General features: G+C 60.6%; 15 protein-coding genes. 6 read left to right on the plus strand and 9 right to left on the minus strand.

Features of this window, described 5'->3' with window-relative positions:
• The 6 genes from pcnB to dksA form a co-directional block, all read right to left on the minus strand.
• Positions 1 to 851, minus strand: an 851-nt coding sequence (gene pcnB / locus BLX41_RS11915; protein WP_123725052.1) for a polynucleotide adenylyltransferase PcnB, incomplete at its 3' end; no start/stop codon positions are given.
• A 744-nt stretch (positions 852 to 1,595) separates the two neighbouring features.
• Positions 1,596 to 3,032, minus strand: coding sequence for a sigma-54-dependent transcriptional regulator (locus tag BLX41_RS11920; protein ID WP_123725035.1), 1,437 nt, complete (start codon positions 3,030 to 3,032; stop codon positions 1,596 to 1,598).
• Between the two features lie 22 nt (positions 3,033 to 3,054).
• The gene (locus tag BLX41_RS11925) at positions 3,055 to 6,009 is read right to left on the minus strand and encodes a sensor histidine kinase (protein ID WP_185073511.1); all 2,955 of its coding nucleotides are present in this window, start codon (positions 6,007 to 6,009) and stop codon (positions 3,055 to 3,057) included.
• Positions 5,993 to 6,169 (minus strand): hypothetical protein, encoded by a 177-nt coding sequence (locus BLX41_RS11930; protein WP_003176118.1) that lies wholly within the window; start codon positions 6,167 to 6,169, stop codon positions 5,993 to 5,995. Before BLX41_RS11930 ends, BLX41_RS11925 begins: the two co-directional genes overlap by 17 nt.
• A gap of 77 nt (positions 6,170 to 6,246) precedes the next feature.
• Positions 6,247 to 7,143 carry a tRNA glutamyl-Q(34) synthetase GluQRS gene (gene gluQRS, locus BLX41_RS11935; RefSeq protein ID WP_123725037.1) on the minus strand — a complete coding sequence of 299 codons (897 nt, stop codon included), beginning with the start codon at positions 7,141 to 7,143 and terminating at the stop codon, positions 6,247 to 6,249.
• A 138-nt stretch (positions 7,144 to 7,281) separates the two neighbouring features.
• On the minus strand, positions 7,282 to 7,722 hold the full coding sequence (gene dksA / locus BLX41_RS11940) for an RNA polymerase-binding protein DksA (protein ID WP_011063504.1): 441 nt from the start codon (positions 7,720 to 7,722) through the stop codon (positions 7,282 to 7,284).
• Positions 7,723 to 8,062: 340 nt separating this feature from the next.
• Here dksA and BLX41_RS11945 point away from each other — a divergent pair, with 340 nt between their 5' ends.
• Positions 8,063 to 9,235, plus strand: coding sequence for a pyridoxal phosphate-dependent aminotransferase (locus BLX41_RS11945; RefSeq protein ID WP_123725038.1), 1,173 nt, complete (start codon positions 8,063 to 8,065; stop codon positions 9,233 to 9,235).
• The gene (gene sfsA, locus BLX41_RS11950; protein ID WP_123725039.1) at positions 9,235 to 9,942 is read left to right on the plus strand and encodes a DNA/RNA nuclease SfsA; all 708 of its coding nucleotides are present in this window, start codon (positions 9,235 to 9,237) and stop codon (positions 9,940 to 9,942) included. Before BLX41_RS11945 ends, sfsA begins: the two co-directional genes overlap by 1 nt.
• A 2-nt stretch (positions 9,943 to 9,944) precedes the next feature.
• Here the strand turns inward: sfsA and BLX41_RS11955 are convergent, their stop codons facing one another.
• On the minus strand, positions 9,945 to 10,262 hold the full coding sequence (locus tag BLX41_RS11955; RefSeq protein ID WP_123725040.1) for a Rieske (2Fe-2S) protein: 318 nt from the start codon (positions 10,260 to 10,262) through the stop codon (positions 9,945 to 9,947).
• Positions 10,263 to 10,480: 218 nt separating this feature from the next.
• Here BLX41_RS11955 and BLX41_RS11960 point away from each other — a divergent pair, with 218 nt between their 5' ends.
• Genes BLX41_RS11960 through BLX41_RS11975 form a run of 4 tightly spaced genes read left to right on the plus strand, consistent with a single transcriptional unit; the run spans position 10,481 to position 14,042 of the window.
• Complete coding sequence (locus BLX41_RS11960) at positions 10,481 to 11,356, plus strand: heme/hemin ABC transporter substrate-binding protein (RefSeq protein WP_123725041.1); 876 nt, start codon at positions 10,481 to 10,483, stop codon at positions 11,354 to 11,356.
• Positions 11,353 to 12,390: a FecCD family ABC transporter permease gene (locus tag BLX41_RS11965; protein WP_123725042.1), complete on the plus strand. Its 1,038-nt coding sequence runs from the start codon at positions 11,353 to 11,355 to the stop codon at positions 12,388 to 12,390. Before BLX41_RS11960 ends, BLX41_RS11965 begins: the two co-directional genes overlap by 4 nt.
• Positions 12,390 to 13,157, plus strand: a complete 768-nt coding sequence (locus BLX41_RS11970; RefSeq protein ID WP_123725043.1) for a heme ABC transporter ATP-binding protein — start codon at positions 12,390 to 12,392, stop codon at positions 13,155 to 13,157. The genes BLX41_RS11965 and BLX41_RS11970 overlap by 1 nt, the downstream gene beginning before the upstream one ends.
• Before the next feature lie 21 nt (positions 13,158 to 13,178).
• On the plus strand, positions 13,179 to 14,042 hold the full coding sequence (locus tag BLX41_RS11975) for a ChaN family lipoprotein (protein WP_123725044.1): 864 nt from the start codon (positions 13,179 to 13,181) through the stop codon (positions 14,040 to 14,042).
• Between the two features lie 228 nt (positions 14,043 to 14,270).
• On the opposite strand, the gene BLX41_RS11980 is transcribed toward BLX41_RS11975, so the two are convergent.
• Positions 14,271 to 15,077 carry a Crp/Fnr family transcriptional regulator gene (locus BLX41_RS11980; RefSeq protein WP_123725045.1) on the minus strand — a complete coding sequence of 269 codons (807 nt, stop codon included), beginning with the start codon at positions 15,075 to 15,077 and terminating at the stop codon, positions 14,271 to 14,273.
• A 12-nt stretch (positions 15,078 to 15,089) separates the two neighbouring features.
• Positions 15,090 to 15,362, minus strand: coding sequence for a TfoX/Sxy family protein (locus tag BLX41_RS11985; RefSeq protein ID WP_011063495.1), 273 nt, complete (start codon positions 15,360 to 15,362; stop codon positions 15,090 to 15,092).
• Between the last annotated feature and the right edge of the window lie 183 nt (positions 15,363 to 15,545).

Raw genomic sequence — 15,545 nt, forward strand, 5'->3', positions numbered from 1 at the left:
GTCGGGTTGTATTCCAGGGCTTCGGCGCTGGCCGGGAACAACGGATCGAAGAGTTGCAGGTCCACCAGCATTTCGAAGGTGTCGGCTGCGTAGCCTGAGAGGAACAGCTTGAGCACTTCTTCGAACAGGCGTGCGGAAGGAATCTCTCGCAGCATGGGAGCCAGTTCGCGGATCGGCGTTGCGGTGTGTTTTTCGATACCGAAGTTGAGTTTCGCCGCGAATCGCACGGCGCGCAGCATCCGCACCGGGTCTTCCTGATAGCGCTGCCGAGGGTCGCCGATGAGGCGGATCAGATTGTTGCGAATGTCGTGTACGCCATTGGCGTAATCGAGGATGCGTTCGCTGACCGGATCGTAGTACAGGGCGTTGATGGTGAAGTCGCGGCGTTGCGCGTCTTCCTCCAGGGTGCCATAGACGTTATCCCGCAGGATTCGCCCGCTTTCGTTACGGGAGGATTGATTGCTGTCTTCCTCGTCGTCGTTCTGCGGGTGATTAGCGCGGAAAGTCGCAACCTCGATGATTTCGCGACCGAAGTGGATATGCACCAGTTTGAAACGCCGGCCAATGATCCGTGCGTTACGAAACTCGGCCTTGACCTGCTCCGGTGTGGCACTGGTGGCGACGTCGAAATCCTTGGGGGTGATGTTGAGCAGCATGTCGCGCACGCAGCCGCCCACCAGGTAAGCCTGGTAGCCGGCGTTCTGCAGGCGCTCGACGATATTCACCGCATACCGGCTGAACTGGGCACGTTGCAGCGAATGCTGGCTGCTATTGAGCACTTCAGGGGTGCTGCGTTTATGTTGCGTACGACGCAAGGGAGAACGGAATGACTGGAACAGCTTCTTCAGCATGGGATGCACTGTTTGAAGGAATGTTCGGCCAAAACGAAGAATGACCGCATGATGGGCGGGGATTCTAGCATTTAGTCGAAGGATGGTGTAGGAAGCTGCCGCGACTTGTGCAGGCCTGCGCAAAGGTGCGATCTAGCGGGGCTGGCGTAGGTTTTCTTGGGGAAAAAGCGAATTCTGGAAACCACAAGGGGAGCCGAAGCTCCCCCAGAATAGTTGCGTGCTCTATTTTTATTATTGGTTTCGGGCTTCTTGTTTTTGTTAAACGCCCTTGTCACCTGGATTATCCAGAGTGACCCTCCCAATCGGGAGCCAAGAGCAAACGGATTGCTTTGATCGCTGAGTTGCAATGACCTTTCGATCCAACCAGTTCAGGCTCTGCCTTAGGGCAGTTTTTGTTGTTCTCGGCCTGGTTGTGGGGCAAGCCCCAAATACAACGCCTCTCCAAAAGAATCAGTTAGCTGCGCCTCCGCCGTGTTGTTTTTATTATGCGTGAGTCGATTCGTCTTATTTTTATTGTCTTGTGCATTGCTTGTTATTGTTCTTGTACCAAACATATAGCAGGTGCCGTGCCAACTTTTGTGATCCCCAGTAAAACAAGGGGTTAGGCGTGTCAGGCGGTGTTTTTCAGGCCAAAAAAAACCGGGGCTTCGTTACCTTTAGCCCCGGCTTTTGTTACGTCCAATTACACAGGTAACAGTTTTTTTCACAAAGTCGAGCGTTACCCACACTCTGGTCAGCACGGGTTCAGCTTTCGCTGGCTACCCCGCTTTTGCGCCGCGGGATGCCCAGGCGCTGGCGGCGCTCCCAAAGGCATTTGCGGCTGACACCCAGTTTGCGTGCCAACTCGGTCTCGGTCATGTGGTCCTGATGTTCGAGGACGAAGTGCTGGAAATAGTCTTCCAGAGACAGGTCCTCGGTGGGTTCGTGGCTGGTGTTGCCCTGTTGCGGTGCCAGGCCGACGAAGTCATCGTCTTCGAGATCGCTCAGCTCGATATCGATCCCCAGCAGGTCGGCGGAGATTTCCGGGCTTTCGCACAGGATTACCGCGCGTTCTACCGCGTTCTCCAGCTCGCGCACGTTTCCTGGCCAGGAATAATGGCGAATAGCCTGTTCGGCGTCGGCGGCGAACTTCAGGTCCGAACGACCGATGCGTGCACTCTGGCGGGCGAGGAAGGCATTGGCGATTTCAATGACGTCGGCGCCGCGCTCGCGCAAGGCGGGCAATTTCAGGGCGATCACGTGCAGGCGGTAATACAGGTCCTCACGGAACTGGCCGATCTTGGAGAGGCTCTTCAAGTCACGGTGAGTCGCTGCAATCAGGCGGACATCGACTTTTTGCGACTGTACAGACCCCACGCGACGGATCTCGCCTTCCTGCAGAACCCTCAGCAGGCGCGCCTGGGCCTCCAGTGGCAGTTCACCGATTTCGTCGAGGAACAGTGTTCCGCCGTCCGCCGCTTCCACCAGACCGGCACGCCCGGCGCTGGCGCCGGTGAACGCGCCTTTCTCATGGCCGAACAATTCGGACTCGATCAGGGTTTCCGGAATGGCCGCGCAGTTCACCGAAATCATGGGTGCCTTGGCGCGCTTGGACAGATTGTGCAGGGCCCGGGCCACCAGTTCCTTACCGGTACCGGACTCACCCTGGATCAGGACATTCGAGTCTGTTGGCGCCACCTTGCGGATCTTGCTGTACATATCCTGCATGGGCGGACAGGAGCCGATGATGCCGATTTCGCCGTTGTTGCTGGCGCCGGCCTTGTCCGCAACCGTCCCCGTCCCCGTCCCCGTCCTGGTTGCAGGACGATCTGCCGGTGTGTTCTCGGCGCTTTGTCGGTCGCGGAGAATCCGCGCCACAGCCTGGAGCATTTCATCGTGGTCGAAAGGTTTGGCGATGTAGTCCACCGCACCCATTTTCATCGAGTCCACAGCCGAACGCAGGCTGGCGTAGCTGGTCATTATCAGCACCGGAGTGCCCTGGCCGAGCTTGATCAGTTCGGTGCCCGGGGCGCCTGGCAGGCGCAGGTCACTGACAATCAGGTCGAATGTGGGGATGCTGAAGCGTTCCTGGGCTTCCTGCACCGAGCCGGCTTCGCTGACCTGGTACTGGTTGCGTTCCAGCAGGCGGCGAAGGGCGGAGCGGATAATGGTTTCGTCTTCGACGATCAGAATATGCGGCATTGATTCAATTCTCTCGACGGTCTCAGTTCACAGCGGACGTCGCTTCGACATGACGCGGCAAAGTCACCCGAATACGGGTGCCGCGTTGGCTTTGTGGATCGGCCGGGCTGTCGATGGTGATTTGTCCATAATGCTCTTCAACGATGGAATAGACCAGCGCAAGGCCCAGTCCGGTGCCTTCCCCAGGGTCCTTGGTGGTGAAAAACGGTTCGAACAATCGATCCATGATGCTTTTGGGAATACCACTGCCTTCGTCTTCCACGATCAGATCGACCGTGTGCTCGAAAGCCTCGCTCTTGACGCGTACAGCGCTGCCGGGGGGAGAAGCGTCGCGGGCGTTGGACAGGAGGTTGATCAGCACTTGGGCCAGCCGCTGCGGATCACCATCGACCCAGTGGTCGGGATCGCACAGATTGAAGAACTGCACTTCGAAATTGCGCCGGTTCAAGGCCAGGAGACCAATGGCATCCTGGGCAACTTCAGCCAGGCATACGGCTTCGTCGTTGTGCTGATGGCTACCGGCGTGGGCAAAGCTCATCAGTGATTGGACGATGCGCGAAATGCGCTTGGTCTGTTCGAGGATCTGCTCACTGATCTCCGTCAGCTCACCGTCTTCCTCGCGCTCTTCCCGCAGGTTCTGCGCCAGGCAGGCGATGCCGGTGATCGGATTGCCGATCTCGTGAGCCACCCCGGCAGCGAGGCGTCCGATACTGGCCAGACGTTCGGAGTGCACCAGCTTGTCTTCCAGGGTCTGGGTTTCGGTCAGGTCTTCCACCAGCAACACCAGGCCGCTGTTACCCGGTGCCAACGGCTCGTCGATGGCCGCCTTGTGCAGGTTCAGCCAGCGAGTCTGGCCGTCGAGGGCCAGATGCTGCTTGTGCAAGTGCTCATCCGGCAGGTTGATAAAACCCTGCAGCAGGTCTTTCCATGGATTGGTGATGGTACTCAGGCGTGACCCCACCACATGCTGGGCGGGAATACCGGTCAACTCCTCCATGGCCTTGTTCCACATGAGGATCTCCTGATCCTTGGCCAGGGAGCAGACGCCCATGGGCAGTTCCTGCAGGGTTTGTCGGTGGTAACGGCGCAGGGCATCGAGCTCGGCGGCCAGGCCGGTCAGGCGTGAGTGGTAGTCCTCGAGGCGGCTTTCGATGAAATGGATGTCTTCGGTGACGTAGTTTTCTCCGCCGGCCTTGTATGGCAGGAAGGTTTCCACCATGTCCTGGGCGACACTCGGTCCCATCAGGCCGGACAGGTTGGCCTCGATACGGTCACGCAGACGCCGCAAGGCATAGGGGCGGCGTTCGTCGAAAGGCAGATACAGGTCGCGCAAGGCTTGTTCCACCTCCTTTTGCGCAGCCTTGGCGCCCAGCGGCTTGGCCAGTTGGGTGGCGAACTCCTGAGGTGAGGCGGCATGCAGTTCCCGGCGCTGAGGGCGGCGCACGTTGTCCACCGCGCAGGCTTCGGCGGCACTGGCTTCCTCGGTGCTGGCGTTGGTGAACAGCGAAATCAGGGTGAACATCAGAACGTTGGCTGCCAGCGAGGCGATGGCTGCCATGTGCCAGCTGGTGTCGTCGAGGACATAGATCATGTTCAGCAGCGGGATGTAGAAACCCTGCAGGTTGCCGATCAACGGCAGCAGCATGGTCACCAGCCACACCAGGATCCCCGCCAGCAGGCCGGCGATGAAGCCCCGACGGTTGGCAGTCGGCCAGTACAGTACCGACAGCACGCCCGGAAGAAATTGCAGGGTGGCGACGAAGGCCACGATCCCCAGGTTGGCCAGGTCCTGCTCGGCGCCCAACAGCAGGTAGAAGGCGTAGCCGGCCATGATAATGGCGACGATCAGGGCGCGGCGGGTCCACTTCAGCCAGCGGTAGATGTTGCCTTCCGCCGGCGGCTGGTAGAGCGGTAGCACCAGGTGGTTCAGGGCCATCCCCGAGAGCGCCAGGGTGGTGACGATGATCAGGCCGCTGGCGGCCGACAGCCCGCCGACATAGGCCAGCAGAGCCAGGGCCGGGCTGTTGGCGGCGATGCCGATGCCCAGGGTGAAGTATTCCGGGTTGGTGGTAGCGCCGAGCTTGAGGCCGGCCCAGAGAATCAGCGGCACTGCCAGGCTCATCAGCAGCAGGAACAGCGGCAGCCCCCAACTGGCGCTGACCAGGGCGCGGGGGTTGAGGTTCTCGGTAAAGGTCATGTGGTACATGTGCGGCATGACGATCGCCGAAGCGAAGAACACCAGCAGCAGAGTCCGCCAAGGGCCTTCCTGCAGGGGCGTATGCAGTGCAGCAAGGGCAGTCTGATTCTGCAGCAGCCAGAGTTCCAGTTGCTGCGGGCCGTCGAATACCCCGTACAGCGCGTACAGGCCGACACCGCCAATGGCGATCAGCTTGATCACCGATTCGAAGGCGATGGCGAACACCAGGCCTTCATGTTTTTCCCGGGTGGCGATATGCCGCGAGCCGAAGAAGATCGTGAACAAGGTGATCAGCGCGCAAAAGCTCAGCGCCACCCGATGTTGCACCGGCTCGTGGGTGAGAATGCCAATGGAGTCGGCCACGGCCTGGATCTGCAGCGCCAGCAATGGCAGCACGCCGATCAGCATGAATATCGTGGTCAGCGCACCGGCCCAGGTACTGCGAAAACGGAAGGCGAACAGGTCGGCCAGGGATGACAGCTGGTAGGTGCGGGTGATTTTCAGGATCGGGTAGAGCAGTACCGGCGCCAGCAGGAAGGCCCCGGAAACCCCCAGGTAACTGGACAGAAAGCCATAGCCATACTGGTAGGCCAGGCCGACCGTGCCGTAGAACGCCCAGGCACTGGCATAGACCCCGAGTGACAGGGTGTAGGTCAGCGGGTGGCGAATGATCGAACGGGGGATCATCCCGCGCTCACTGATCCAGGCAACGCCGAACAGCACCGCCAGGTAGGCGGCGCTGATCAGGATCATCTGGGTCAGGCTAAAGCTCATCGGCATCTTTTTGGCTCTGCAGGATGAAGGTCACGACGATCAGAATCAGCCAGAGCAGATACGGGCGATACCAGGCGCCAGTAGCATCGATCCACCAATCCATGATGGCGGGGGAGAACAGATAGATCCCCACTACCAGGAGCAGGACCAAGCGATAGATGTACATCTCGGCCTCTCTTTATTGTGTGCGTGCCCGAAAACGTGCGGCGATGGTAACGGATGGGCGCCAAGCTGCAAGTGGTGTCAGCTCAATTGGGATTCCGGCACGCTCAGTGTGTGTGGAATCAGTTCGGCATCCCAGTGGGCGATGCCCCAGGCCATTATCTGCGCGACGCTGGCGCCATCGAGGTCGGCCGGTGGCTTCTGGCCCAGTGCCCGCAGGGCGCGCAGCAGCAGGGGCGGGGCCTGATCCTCGGTCAGCGGGGGCGAGCGGTAGGACTTGCCCAGTTTGTGCCCGTCCGGCTGGGTGATCAGCGGTACATGCAAGTAGCGGGGCTGGGAAAGGCCCAGCAGTTCCTGCAGGTACAGCTGGCGCGGTGTGGAATCCAGCAGGTCGGCGCCGCGCACGATATCAGTGATGCCTTGCCAGGCATCGTCGAGCACCACGGCCAGTTGGTAAGCGTAGAGACCGTCGCGGCGGCGGATCACGAAGTCCCCCACTTCCCGACCCAGGTGCTGGCGGTATTCGCCCTGGACCCGGTCGACGAAGCGATACTCCAGTTCGGGTACCCGCAGGCGGATCGCGGCGTCGTCCTGGGCGTGGCCGAGGTTGCGGCACAGTCCCGGGTAAATGCCATGGTAGGGCTCCAGCTGCTTGCGCGAACAGGTGCAGGCATAGGCCAGGCCCTGCTGGAACAGGCGATTGAGGACTTCGCCATAGGCGTCGTGGCGATCGCTCTGGCGGATCATCTGCCCGTCCCATTCGAAGCCGTAGCTTTCCAGAGCCTTGAGAATGGCCGCCTGGGCACCGGGCTCTTCCCTGGGCGGGTCAAGGTCCTCCATGCGCAGCAGCCAGCGGCCGCCGACGGCGCGGGCATCAAGATAGGAGGCAAGCGCGGCAACCAGAGAGCCGAAATGCAGATAGCCGCTGGGAGTGGGGGCGAAGCGCCCGATGTACGAGGAAGAGGTGGAGGCAGTCATGGAGCGGATGTTACTTCGTCTGGCCCCGGGGTGACGATGGTGCCGGGGGATCGCTTTGGCGAGCGGGCTTGCTCTTGCAGGGAAGGCAGAAACGAAAACGGAGCGTGGGTACGCTCCGTTTCAGGTTCCAGCCGGCGATTATTTGCCGACCTGTTTTTCCTTGATTTCCGCCAGGGTCTTGCAATCAACGCACATATCGGCGGTTGGGCGGGCCTCCAGGCGGCGGATGCCGATCTCGACACCACAGGATTCACACCAGCCGTATTCTTCGTCTTCGATCAGTTGCAGGGTCTTGTCGATCTTCTTGATCAACTTGCGCTCACGATCACGGGCACGCAGTTCAAGACTGAACTCTTCTTCCTGGCTGGCACGGTCGGCCGGATCAGGGAAGTTGGCCGCTTCGTCTTTCATGTGATCAACAGTGCGGTCGACTTCCTGCATCAAGTCCTGTTTCCACTTGTTCAGGATCTTGGTGAAGTGCTCACGCATGGGCTTGCCCATGTACTCTTCGCCCGCAGTTTCAACATAAGGTTCAAAACCGCTGATCGATTGAATCTGTTGCTTTGCTTGGGTGGGCATGAATGGACCGCCTCTACTCTTGTAATCCATTGCGCAGGATTGCTCCATCTCCGACACTTGCCGGCCCTGCGGCTGCAAGCGGGCGAACTTACCAGATCAAACCAGAGCGCGCTACTCCCGGTTGTCGAGCCTATGTCCTGCCGAAGTCCGTAGATACGGGAAAAGGATGACATGGCTTGCAGATCGGTCTGTTCAATCATTGATTTTAGTCAAATCTGCGGTTTCTGTTTGCACCAGTTGGCGCAAGGCAACAGACCGCACGGATGTCGTTGGGTTCTCTCGGACTTCACTGGATGGGTAGAATCGGACTTTTGCTCCCCCCTCGAATGAAGGAAGGCTAATGGCTCTGCCCTACAGTGCGCGCAGTCGCGCTATCGAACCTTTCCATGTCATGGCCCTGCTGGCCCGGGCCAATGAGTTGCAGGCCGCCGGACATGATGTGATTCACCTGGAGATCGGCGAGCCGGACTTCACCACCGCCGAGCCGATCATCAAGGCCGGTCAGGCGGCGTTGAGTGCCGGCAAGACCCGCTACACCGCGGCGCGAGGTATCCCGGAGCTGCGTGGGGCAATCTCCGGTTTCTACCAGCAGCGTTATGGCCTGGATATCGACCCCGAGCGGATCATGATCACTCCCGGAGGCTCTGGCGCGTTGCTGCTGACCGCCAGCCTGCTGGTAGACCCGGGCAAGCACTGGTTGCTGGCTGACCCGGGCTATCCGTGCAACCGGCATTTCCTGCGTCTGGTGGAAGGTGCGGCGCAGTTGGTGCCGGTAGGCCCGGATGTGCGCTATCAACTGACTCCTGACTTGGTGGAGCGTTACTGGGATCAGGACAGCGTCGGCGCCCTGGTCGCTTCTCCGGCGAACCCTACCGGGACTGTGCTCAGTCGTGATGAACTGGCGGGCCTGTCCGCTGCTATCAAGGCTCGTAATGGGCATTTGGTGGTGGATGAGATCTACCACGGCCTGACCTATGGCACGGATGCCGCCAGTGTGCTGGAAGTGGATGACAGCGCTTTTGTCCTGAATAGTTTTTCCAAGTATTTCGGCATGACTGGCTGGCGCCTGGGGTGGCTGGTGGCGCCGCCCCAGGCTGTGGGTGAACTGGAGAAACTGGCGCAGAATCTCTACATCAGTGCGCCGAGCATGGCCCAGTACGCCGCTCTGGCCTGTTTCGAGCCGCACACCATCAGCCTGCTGGAGGAGCGTCGTGCCGAATTCGGGCGTCGCCGGGATTTCCTGCTCCCCGCCCTGCGCGAGTTGGGCTTCGGTATCGCCGTGGAGCCGGAAGGGGCGTTCTACCTATACGCTGATATCAGCGCTTTTGGTGGTGATGCCTTTGCTTTCTGTCGGCACTTCCTGGAGACCGAGCACCTGGCCTTCACCCCCGGCCTGGACTTTGGTCGTCACCAGGCGGGACACCATGTGCGTTTTGCCTACACCCAGAGCCTGGAGCGCCTTCAGGAAGCGGTGGAGCGTATCTCCCGTGGCCTGCAGAGCTGGCAAGGCTGATGCGTTTCGATCCTCCCCTGGAAGAAGGACGCCTGCTGCGTCGCTACAAGCGTTTCCTGGCAGACATCGAAACCGCTGCGGGCGAACAGATGACGATTCACTGCCCCAATACCGGCTCGATGTTCAATTGCATGGTCGAAGGCGGGCAGGTGTGGTTTAGCCGCTCCAACGACCCCAAGCGCAAACTGTCGGGCACCTGGGAAATCAGTGAAACCCCTCAAGGGCGACTGGCCTGTGTCAATACCGGGCGGGCCAACGGCCTGGTTGAAGAGGCCTTAAGGGCGGGGCTGATCAATGAGTTGAACGGCTTCACCGGGCTCAAGCGCGAGGTGCCTTATGGGCAGGAGAACAGTCGCATCGATTTTCGCCTGGATTACCCGGACGGTCCGGCCTATGTCGAGGTCAAGAGTGTCACTTTGGGTTTCGATGGCTGCACAGTGGCGGCGTTCCCCGATGCGGTGACCCAGCGCGGCGCCAAGCACTTGCGTGAACTGGCAAGCCTGGCTCGCGAGGGGGTACGTGCGGTTCAGCTGTATTGCGTCAATCTTGCGGGTATAGAAGCAGTGCGCCCGGCAGAGGAGATCGATCCGGGGTATGCCGCAGCCCTGCGGGAAGCGGTGGCGGCCGGCGTCGAAGTGCTGGCTTACGGCGTTCGCCTGACTGCACAGGAAGTCTGTATCGACCGGCGTCTTGAGGTGCTGCTGTAAGGTTAAAGATCGACCCAGATGCCCTGGCTGTCCTCCCCACAGGCGATAGCCCTCAGGAACTGCCCGGCGCATGGCCCTGCCACGCATTCGCCGCTCTCAATCAGAAACAGTGCGCCATGGGGGGCGCACTGGATCAGGCTGGCGCTGGGATCGAGGAACTGATCCGGTTGCCATTCCAAGGGCACTCCACGGTGTGGGCAATGATTGGCATACACGTAAGCCTGCCCCTCGCGGCGCACGGCAAAGAGCTTCAAGCCCTCCAGTTGAAAACCCCGGCTACCGGCCTCGGGAATGTCGCTTGCGGCGCAAAGAAATTTCATGTCTATCCTCTTGGTCCGAAGGCTCTGCGCTAAGGCTGTCACAGTTTTTCCGTGGCTGCAGGATGAAACATGTCGACGCTTGACTGCCAAATGAAAACAATTATCAAATGGCCGTCTCGCCCGACACGGGGCGCTTGCTCATTTCGATGCCTGCTCTGCCTGGCATGTCACATGGACAGCTGCTTTGCGGGCCTCACATCTATAAAGGAAATGTACTTATGCGCCTGAGTGCCAGCGCCATTGCGTTCTGTGCCGGATTGCTGGTGAGCCAGTGGGCCACCGCGGATGAGTTGCCGCAGCGTTGGGTCAGTGCTGGTGGGGCCTTGTCCGAGTGGGTAACGGTTCTGGGCGCTGAGTCGAGGCTGGTGGGGGTCGATACCACCAGTCAGCACCCGGTATCACTCAAGGCGCTGCCCAGCATTGGCTATCAACGGCAGCTATCGGCGGAAGGCATCCTGAGCCTGCGGCCGCAGATCCTGGTGGGCACAGAAGAGATGGGGCCGCCGCCGGTGCTGTCACAGATTCGTAGCGCCGGGGTCAAGGTCGAGCTGTTTTCTGCCCAGGCCGATCTTCCTACCTTGCAGCACACTTTGCAGCATCTGGGACAGCTACTGGGCCGCGAGGCGCAAGCCGGTGAGCTGTTTCAGGGCTATCAAAAACAGCTCGAAGAGCAGCAAGCCTGGGTCAGTGAGGTACAGAAGACCCAGGCGGCGCCGGGAGTATTGCTGCTGCTCGGGCATGCTGGCGGCAAGCCGCTGATTGCCGGCAAGGACACTGCGGCGGACTGGCTCCTGCAGCAGGCCGGTGGGCACAACCTGGCGACCCATACCGGTTACAAGCCGTTTTCGGTGGAATCCCTGGCTGGCTTGAGTCCGCAAGTCCTGGTGTTCTCCGATCGCAGTCTGAGTGGCGATGCGGCCCGTGCTGCTCTGTTCAAGGAAAACCCGATTCTGGCATCTACCGCGGCGGGCAAGGCGGGGCGCGTGGTCGAACTGGACCCGACCTTGCTGGTGGGGGGGCTGGGGCCACGGCTGCCGGATAGCTTGAAGCGCCTGTCGGCAGCTTTCTATCCCCAGGCCAAGTCGGCCCAATGAGTCGTCTGGTCAAACCTAGAGCGTTGTTTCTCGGGCTGGGAGCCCTGTGCCTCCTGGCCATCTGGTTGTCACTGGCCCTGGGGCCGGTCAGCCTGCCCCTGTTCGATACCTTGCGCGCCGCCCTGCGCCTGCTTGGAATGCCGATCAATGGGCAGGGGCTGGAGCAGGCGGAGCTGATCCTCGGGCAGATCCGCCTGCCGCGGACCTTGCTTGGCCTTGCTGTGGGGGGAGTGCTGGCCCTGTCCGGCGTGGCCATGCAGGGGTTGTTTCGCAATCCCCTGGCGGACCCGGGGCTGGTGGGGGTGTCCAGTGGGGCGGCGTTGGGCGCGGCGATCGCCATTGTCGGCGGCTCGATTTTCGGTGGAGTACCTGAAGCCATTGGCCCCTACCTGCTCTCTCTTTGTGCCTTTCTGGGGGGGCTGGGAGTGACGGCGCTGGTCTATCGACTTGGCCGGCGCAATGGCCAGACCCACGTGGCGACCATGTTATTGGCGGGGATAGCCTTGACGGCCCTGGCTGGCTCGGCCGTGGGCTTGTTCACCTACCTGGCGGATGACGCCACCTTGCGAACCTTGACCTTCTGGAACCTGGGTAGCCTGAACGGTGCCAGCTACCAGCGGCTGTGGCCGCTGTTGCTGGTAACGGCGGCGGTGGCTCTGTGGCTGCCTCGTCGGGCCAAGGCATTGAATGCTCTGCTGCTGGGCGAGTCCGAGGCCAAGCACCTGGGGATCGATGTCGAAGGGCTCAAGCGCGAACTGGTGTTCTGTACCGCCCTGGGCGTGGGAGCTGCCGTGGCTGCAGCGGGGATGATAGGTTTTGTCGGGCTGGTGGTGCCCCATCTGGTGCGCCTGCTGTCGGGCCCGGATCATCGCACCCTGCTCCCGGCATCGATCCTGGCGGGTGCCAGCTTGTTGCTGTTGGCCGATCTGGTGGCGCGTCTGGCGCTGGCACCAGCCGAATTGCCCATCGGCATCGTCACCGCCTTTATCGGCGCGCCGTTCTTTCTGTACCTGTTGTTGCGAGGGCGCGCCTGATGCTGCGAGTCGAGAATCTGCATGTCCGCCGTGGCGGCAAAGATGTCCTGGCTGGTGTGGACCTGCAGTTGTTGCCGGGCCAGGTATTGGGAGTGTTAGGTCCCAATGGTGCCGGCAAAAGCAGCCTGCTCGGAGCCATGAGTGGAGAGTTGGCGACGCACCAGGGCCGAGTGTCACTGGATGGGCAAGAGTTGGCGCAGTGGCAGGGTACATTGCGGGCGCAACGGCTGGCGGTGTTGCCTCAGGCGTCGAGTCTGGACTTCGCTTTTCGGGTCGAGGAAGTGGTGGGGCTTGGGCGCTTGCCCCATCAGACCGGTCGCGTGCGTGATGCGCAGATAGTTGGCGCTGCGCTGGAGGCGGCCGATGTGGCGCATCTGTGGGGGCGCAGCTACCTGGCGTTGTCGGGGGGAGAGCGACAGCGGGTGCATCTGGCGCGGGTCCTGGCGCAATTGTGGCCGGGGCAGAGTGGACACAACCTGTTGCTGGATGAGCCCACGTCCGCCCTCGATCCGATGCACCAGCACGTCACCTTGCAGGCCATCCGGGAGTTTGCCGATCGCGGCGCAGCGGTGCTGATTATCCTTCATGACCTGAATCTGGCGGCGCGCTACTGTGATCGGCTGTTGCTGCTTGAAGGCGGACGCCCGCATTCATTGGGTACGCCGGCCGAGGTACTGCGCCCCGAGCCGTTGCAAGCGGTGTTCGGCCTGGAGGTTCTGGTGCAGTTGCACCCTGAGCGCGGGCATCCGTTGATCATTGCCCGTTGACCTGACACACGGAGAGACCTGATGCGTGCACTCTCGCTACTGCTGGCCCTGTTGCTGGCGGCCTGCCACAGCATGCCGGGAACGTTACCGCCGCCGGTGGCGCAGGGGGCTGGCAGCATTATTGATCTGCACAATGGTGAGGCGCTGAGCCCTGGCGAGCTGGTTGAACGCCTGGCACAGGCGCCCAGGCTGATAGTCGGCGAGCAGCATGACAATGCCGATCATCACGCATTGCAGCTCTGGCTCTTGCGCTCTATGGCGGCGCAGCGGCAACAGGGCAGTCTGTTGCTGGAAATGCTCAATCCGGATCAGCAGTCCAAAGTCGATGGGGTCAAGCTGTCCCTGGATGGGCGGCGCTTGCCTGACGGCCTACCTGGTGTGCTGGCCTGGCAACCGGGTTGGGATTGGAGTCTCTACGGTCCGCTCGTGGGTTATGCGCTGAAGCAGCCCTATCCATTGTTGGCAGCCAATCTGGATCTTCAAGAAGTGCGCAAAATTTATGCACAAGCGTCTGTTTTGCCTGGGGCGCGGAGCAATGCCCGCCCGGTGACCCAGGTCTTGTCCGCACAAATTCGCGACTCCCACTGCGGTCTACTGCCCGAAAGTCAGGTGCCGTCCATGCTGGCGGTACAGCAACAGCGGGATCGGCGCATGGCCGAACGATTGCTGGCGGCACCGACTCCAGCCTTACTGTTTGCCGGCTCGTTCCATGGGCGTCGGGACCTTGGGGTGCCCTTGCACATGGCTGATCTGGATCAGGACCAGGGCGTTGTGGTGCTGATTCTGGCAGAGCAGGGTAGTGAGGTATCTCCGGCATCGGCCGATTACGTCTGGTACACACCACCCCAGCCACTCCAGGATTACTGTGCGCAATTGAAACCTTGAGTGGCTTAACTTTTTCACAGGCAAAAAAAGACCCGGCAAGAGCCGGGTCAAATAACCGTGATTAGCCTGATGAGGAGATAATCTGAGAGTCCGAACCACTGGTCTTCCAGGTTATCGACTGATCTCGCGACCAGTTGTGGTAATCATAACGATTCTCATTTCGATGTCAACAAGGCTTTTTCAGTTTTCGCATATTTCGCCAAACGCTTGTTTGGATCCTCTGCTCGTTCACCCTTGGCTCGGGCTGCTCAAGGCAATGAGACGGGTCACTTCCTTGTTCAACAGGTCGATGCGCCGCGCCATGCTCTCGATCAGGCTGTGGGCGATGCGCGGATTGCTCTGGGTCAGGCTTAGAAACTGCTCCTTGGGAATCAGCATGATCGTGCTCGGCTCGCTGGCGATCACACTGGCGCTGCGTTTCTCTCCGGTGAAGACCGCCATGGCGCCAAAAATTTCGTCCTTGGGTACATCGCCAACCTTGTGGCCATCGACAAAGGCCTGGGCGTGTCCCTCGAGAATCACGAACACATGATCTGCTTCATCCCCCTGGGCAATCAGCACTTCACCGGTATCTACCCGTTTGAAGCCGTTACTGCTGCGTAAATCCGGTGGTTTCAAGCGAGCGACCGCATCAGAGAGCAGGGCGGTCTGGCCAATCAGGTATTGCAGCAACAGTTCCGAGCGCAGCTCGTCGGCGTAGATATGCCGGAACACGTCGGTCCGCAAATAGGGAGTCAATATCAGCGGTGTATCGCAGCTCAAGTGCCACTGCGGGTGCTCGATACCCCGGCGCAATCCCACCAGATCGCCTTCATGCAGGTAAAACAGTGGCCGCTCTTCAACACTGGCCTGGATCACGCCGCTGTCCAGCAGGAACAGTTGGTGACCGGGCAGTACGCTGGACAGGTCCGCTACAGCTTCAAGTTCCAGGGCAGAGCCGCTGGGTGAAAGCCCCGCCAGCAGTTGCGTCGGGATACTTTGCAGACGATTGATCAAGGCATCGGCGTAGGCCGGCTGCTCTCCCATCAGGTACATAGGTTCTGCCAGTCAGTTTTTGTGGCGAGAGGAAATGGCGTCCAGCTGTTTGTTCAACGCCTCTTTGCGTTCGGCAGGAAGGTCGTTCCAGTGCATGTCCATCAAGGCTCCTTCGATGGCGTATAGCAGGACTTTAGAGGCGCGAAAGCCGCGAGTGCGCACCGCCCGATATGCGTCTACCGCGCCCAGGCGACGCAAGTCCGAAGCACTATGGATGCCCACTGCATGCAGCCATTGTGCGGATGTCTTGCCAAGGTTCTTCAAGTGTTGCAGTTCATCATTCATTAAGCCTCCTGGCGATGGCCGAATGGTGAGTGGGCAGCCTCAAAGGAGTGTAGCGCTCAGTAGAAAACGCGCTGTTCTTTGGTCGGGTTTGGCGCAAATGCTTCTAAGGCAGGGGCATCAAGGCTTGGCAGCCAGGTGCGCTCAGGCCAGGTGGGGGACGGGAAGACTGGCGGGGGGGGGGGG

The sequence above is a fragment of the Pseudomonas protegens genome (assembly GCF_003732485.1).
Lineage (GTDB): Bacteria > Pseudomonadota > Gammaproteobacteria > Pseudomonadales > Pseudomonadaceae > Aquipseudomonas > Aquipseudomonas protegens_B.